Source organism: Shewanella sp. 30m-14 (assembly GCF_052977125.1).
The window spans coordinates 1-3,468 of record NZ_JBRILW010000049.1 but is presented as its reverse complement, the minus strand read 5'-3'; the positions used below and the strand labels follow the sequence as shown (position 1 = coordinate 3,468).

Below are 3,468 nucleotides of genomic sequence, written 5' to 3'. Positions count from 1 at the left end.
TGGTGGTCGATACTGGGCTCGAACCAGTGACCCCCTCCTTGTAAGGGAGGTGCTCTCCCAGCTGAGCTAATCGACCTCGCTGTGTGGGGCCGTATTATAGGGATGAACGATCTACTGTCAACGCTTTTTTTAGATAAAAGAATGAGTACGGTTCAATTTTGTGCGTGTTGATGCATAGTTAATCAGCATGCGGCAGATGCAAGTAAAAAATGAGTAAAAAATTAGCTTTTAAGGTATTTACTTTGCAAAGCATTCACTGAAGTAGGGCGGCGATCTATCCCAATTATGACTAACTACTCGATTATTACTTATAGAATAGTGTTGGATATTGCATTTTATATCGTTTTTTATAACGAGATTAAAATTGTTTGCTGGTTATTTGCTGCAACTCTGCCATTAGATCGTGTAAGTAGGGCCTTATTTTTAATGTTAAGGGGGAGCTTTATCTTTGTTCGGAATTTTCGGTTCAACTTCTTGCATATTACTATCTAAAAATTCTTGCATATGTAAGAGCTAAAAAGCGTGTCAGTGTCTTACATCCCCGGAACCTCAGTATTGTGGCTTTGTTTAAAGTCGTTTTTTCTACTTGCTAATACCTATCGACTTGTAACTATCAGCTTTCAGGTATTAGCCTGGTTTGATATTACTCACGGTAAAATAGACATCTGTCACGTTAGTTACAATACCAATCATGTAATGGAGTCTGCCGCTAAACTTATCGTGGATTACTTCTCCTTTGAACAAGGGGAAAGAGTTCGTTCTATGCGTAGTTAAAACGTCATTGTTCTAGAAAAGGGGAGTAACGAATTAACTAAGTATGTAAGTGGTAAGTAGCTCCTTGTTCAAACGTTGCAATAGCAGTGATATGACCTTCCGCCACTCCTAGCTGTGAGATTGATTTAACTATGTAGGTTTAAGCATGTAGGTTAAATCATGTAAGTAGAGTTATGTAAGTAGAGTTATGTAAGTTGACTGCTAGATTCAACTCTGTTTTAGACGAGTAACGGTGCACTTGGTTGATTGAGGGAGTTATACCAATCAGTATAAGACGTTGATCTACTCAGAACGTTTTTTGGCAAACTAATTCAAGGCGAATAACTGAAAGAATGGTTGCTCCCTTGTGAAGTTGTTCAACGCAGAAGTAGGCAGCCAAACACGCTCCAGAATGGCGAGTTTTAGCGGCTCTGATACTGTGACTCTTATGGAACAAGAGGGAGCTTAACCTAGTTCAACTATGCGCTTCACTCGCTGCAAACCACATGGTCTAGTATGTTCCCGACATACATAAGACATTTCCTCTATCCCTGGGGGTCAGATGTGGTGAATGTCATTAATGCACGACTATATGGATATAGGCGGTAGAGTAACGCAGGAGCAGTTACCTAGGGCATTTAATGACCTTGTCTCAGTGCCGCTATACTCTCGCTGAGCGACCACATCTTTATACTGATTGGTATTAGGTCGTTAAACGAGTGAGCATTTAGGCCGAATGGCAGATTTTAACTATAAAATTTACCATATAGTAGTAGACCTATTTTCCCTAGCTGCTTTGGCTGTTAGAATATGCTCCACATTCATTAGTACAGTCTATTATTTAGACTTTCTACATAGGTCAGTGTCCATTATGACAATTAAGACGCGTTTTGCTCCAAGCCCTACAGGCTTTTTGCACGTTGGTGGTGCTCGAACTGCACTTTATTCATGGTTACATGCACGCGCAAACCAAGGTGAGTTTGTTTTACGTATTGAAGATACCGATCTTGAACGTTCAACTCCAGAAGCCTGCGCTGCAATTTTAGAAGGTATGGAATGGCTTAACCTGAATTGGGACGAAGGTCCTTACTATCAAACCAAGCGTTTTGACCGTTACAACGAAATCATTGCACAGATGCTAGAGCAGGGCACTGCATATAAGTGCTACTGTAGTCGTGAGCGTATTGAAACAATGCGTGAAGAACAAGCTGCTAAGGGCGAACAGCAAAAGTATGACGGTTGCTGCCGTGATAAAGCACCACGTGATACTGATGAACCTTTTGTTGTGCGATTTAAAAACCCGACTGAAGGTAGTGTGGTATTTGATGATCATGTGCGTGGTCGCATTGAATTCGCTAACAGTACATTAGACGATCTTATTATCGCTCGTACCGAAGGTACACCTACTTATAACTTCTGTGTAGTTGTTGATGATTGGGATATGGGGATCACATGCGTTGTCCGTGGTGAAGACCATATCAATAATACACCACGACAAATTAATATCCTAAAAGCATTGGGTGCACCAATACCAGAGTACGCACACGTATCGATGATCTTGGGAGATGACGGCGCTAAACTTTCTAAGCGTCATGGTGCGGTAGGGGTTATGCAGTACCGTGATGATGGTTATTTACCAGAAGCGTTGCTTAACTACTTAGTCCGTTTGGGTTGGTCACATGGCGATCAGGAAGTTTTCTCTATAGAAGAGATGAAGCAGTTCTTTAGTCTTGATGATATCAATAAGGCTGCTTCAGCTTTTAATACTGATAAGCTTATTTGGTTAAACCAGCATTATATTAAAGAATCAGATCCAGAGTATGTTGCTTCACACCTTGAATGGCACATGGCTGATCAGAATATTGATACAAGTAATGGCCCAAAACTGTCTGAAGTGGTTTCAGCATTATCTGAACGTGCTAAAACACTAAAAGAACTTGCGGCTTCTAGTCGTTACTTCTATGAAGACTTTGCAGAGTTTGATGAAACGGCAGCTAAAAAACACCTAAGAGGTGTTGCACTTGAACCACTAACTCTTATTCAGTCTAAATTGGCTGCGTTAAATGAGTGGACTTTAGAAGCTATTCACCAAGCTATTGAAGATACAGCGACTGAATTAGACGTAGGTATGGGTAAAGTCGGTATGCCATTACGTGTTGCAGTTACTGGTGCTGGTATGTCTCCTGCTGTTGATTTAACCATATTCTTGGTTGGCAAGGTCCGTACAGAGCAAAGAATCTCCAAAGCGATTGAATTTGTAGCAAATAGAATAAATTCGTAAAAAACGGGTTGACTCTTTTGGGTGCGCTGCATAGAATGCGCCACGCAGTTGAGACACAGCTAACGAATAGTTCGCGGTGCACTCAAAAGTGATTTAGTTAGTGAGGGGCCTTAGCTCAGCTGGGAGAGCGCAACACTGGCAGTGTTGAGGTCAGCGGTTCGATCCCGCTAGGCTCCACCACCTAACTACAGTAAGCGTTAAGTTTTAGCCTACAGAACTTAATGAGTATTCACTCTTTGCAGAGTCTAATGCAGTCCGGGTCCCCTTCGTCTAGAGGCCTAGGACACCGCCCTTTCACGGCGGTAACAGGGGTTCGAATCCCCTAGGGGATACCACTATTTAAAATAACGAGATTTTGGTCTGGTTATTCAAGCGTTAAACCTTAGCCTACAGGGTTTAATGAGTATTCACTCTTTGCAGAGTCTAATGCAGTC

2 protein-coding genes and 3 tRNA genes are annotated in these 3,468 nt (G+C 41.8%); 4 read left to right on the top strand and 1 reads right to left on the bottom strand.

Going from position 1 to position 3,468, the window contains the following annotated elements; genetic code table 11:
* Positions 1-76: transfer RNA gene (locus ACVBIU_RS20400), tRNA-Val, on the bottom strand.
* A 446-nt stretch (positions 77-522) separates the two neighbouring features.
* On the opposite strand from ACVBIU_RS20400, the gene ACVBIU_RS20395 reads away from it, so the two are divergent.
* From ACVBIU_RS20395 to ACVBIU_RS20380, 4 genes are all read left to right on the top strand, one after another.
* The gene (locus ACVBIU_RS20395) at positions 523-774 is read left to right on the top strand and encodes a hypothetical protein (RefSeq protein WP_447164639.1); all 252 of its coding nucleotides are present in this window, start codon (positions 523-525) and stop codon (positions 772-774) included.
* Between the two features lie 850 nt (positions 775-1,624).
* Positions 1,625-3,034 carry a glutamate--tRNA ligase gene (gene gltX / locus ACVBIU_RS20390; RefSeq protein ID WP_447162717.1) on the top strand — a complete coding sequence of 470 codons (1,410 nt, stop codon included), beginning with the start codon at positions 1,625-1,627 and terminating at the stop codon, positions 3,032-3,034.
* 104 nt (positions 3,035-3,138) lie between these two features.
* Positions 3,139-3,214: transfer RNA gene (locus ACVBIU_RS20385), tRNA-Ala, on the top strand.
* A gap of 79 nt (positions 3,215-3,293) precedes the next feature.
* Positions 3,294-3,369 (top strand) — tRNA-Glu (locus ACVBIU_RS20380).
* Positions 3,370-3,468: the final 99 nt, after the last annotated feature.

What these genes read in the sequence shown, in the direction of transcription:
- gltX (WP_447162717.1), top strand. Translation starts at nt 1,625, where the DNA reads ATGACAATTAAGACGCGTTTTGCTCCAAGCCCTACAGGCTTTTTGCAC.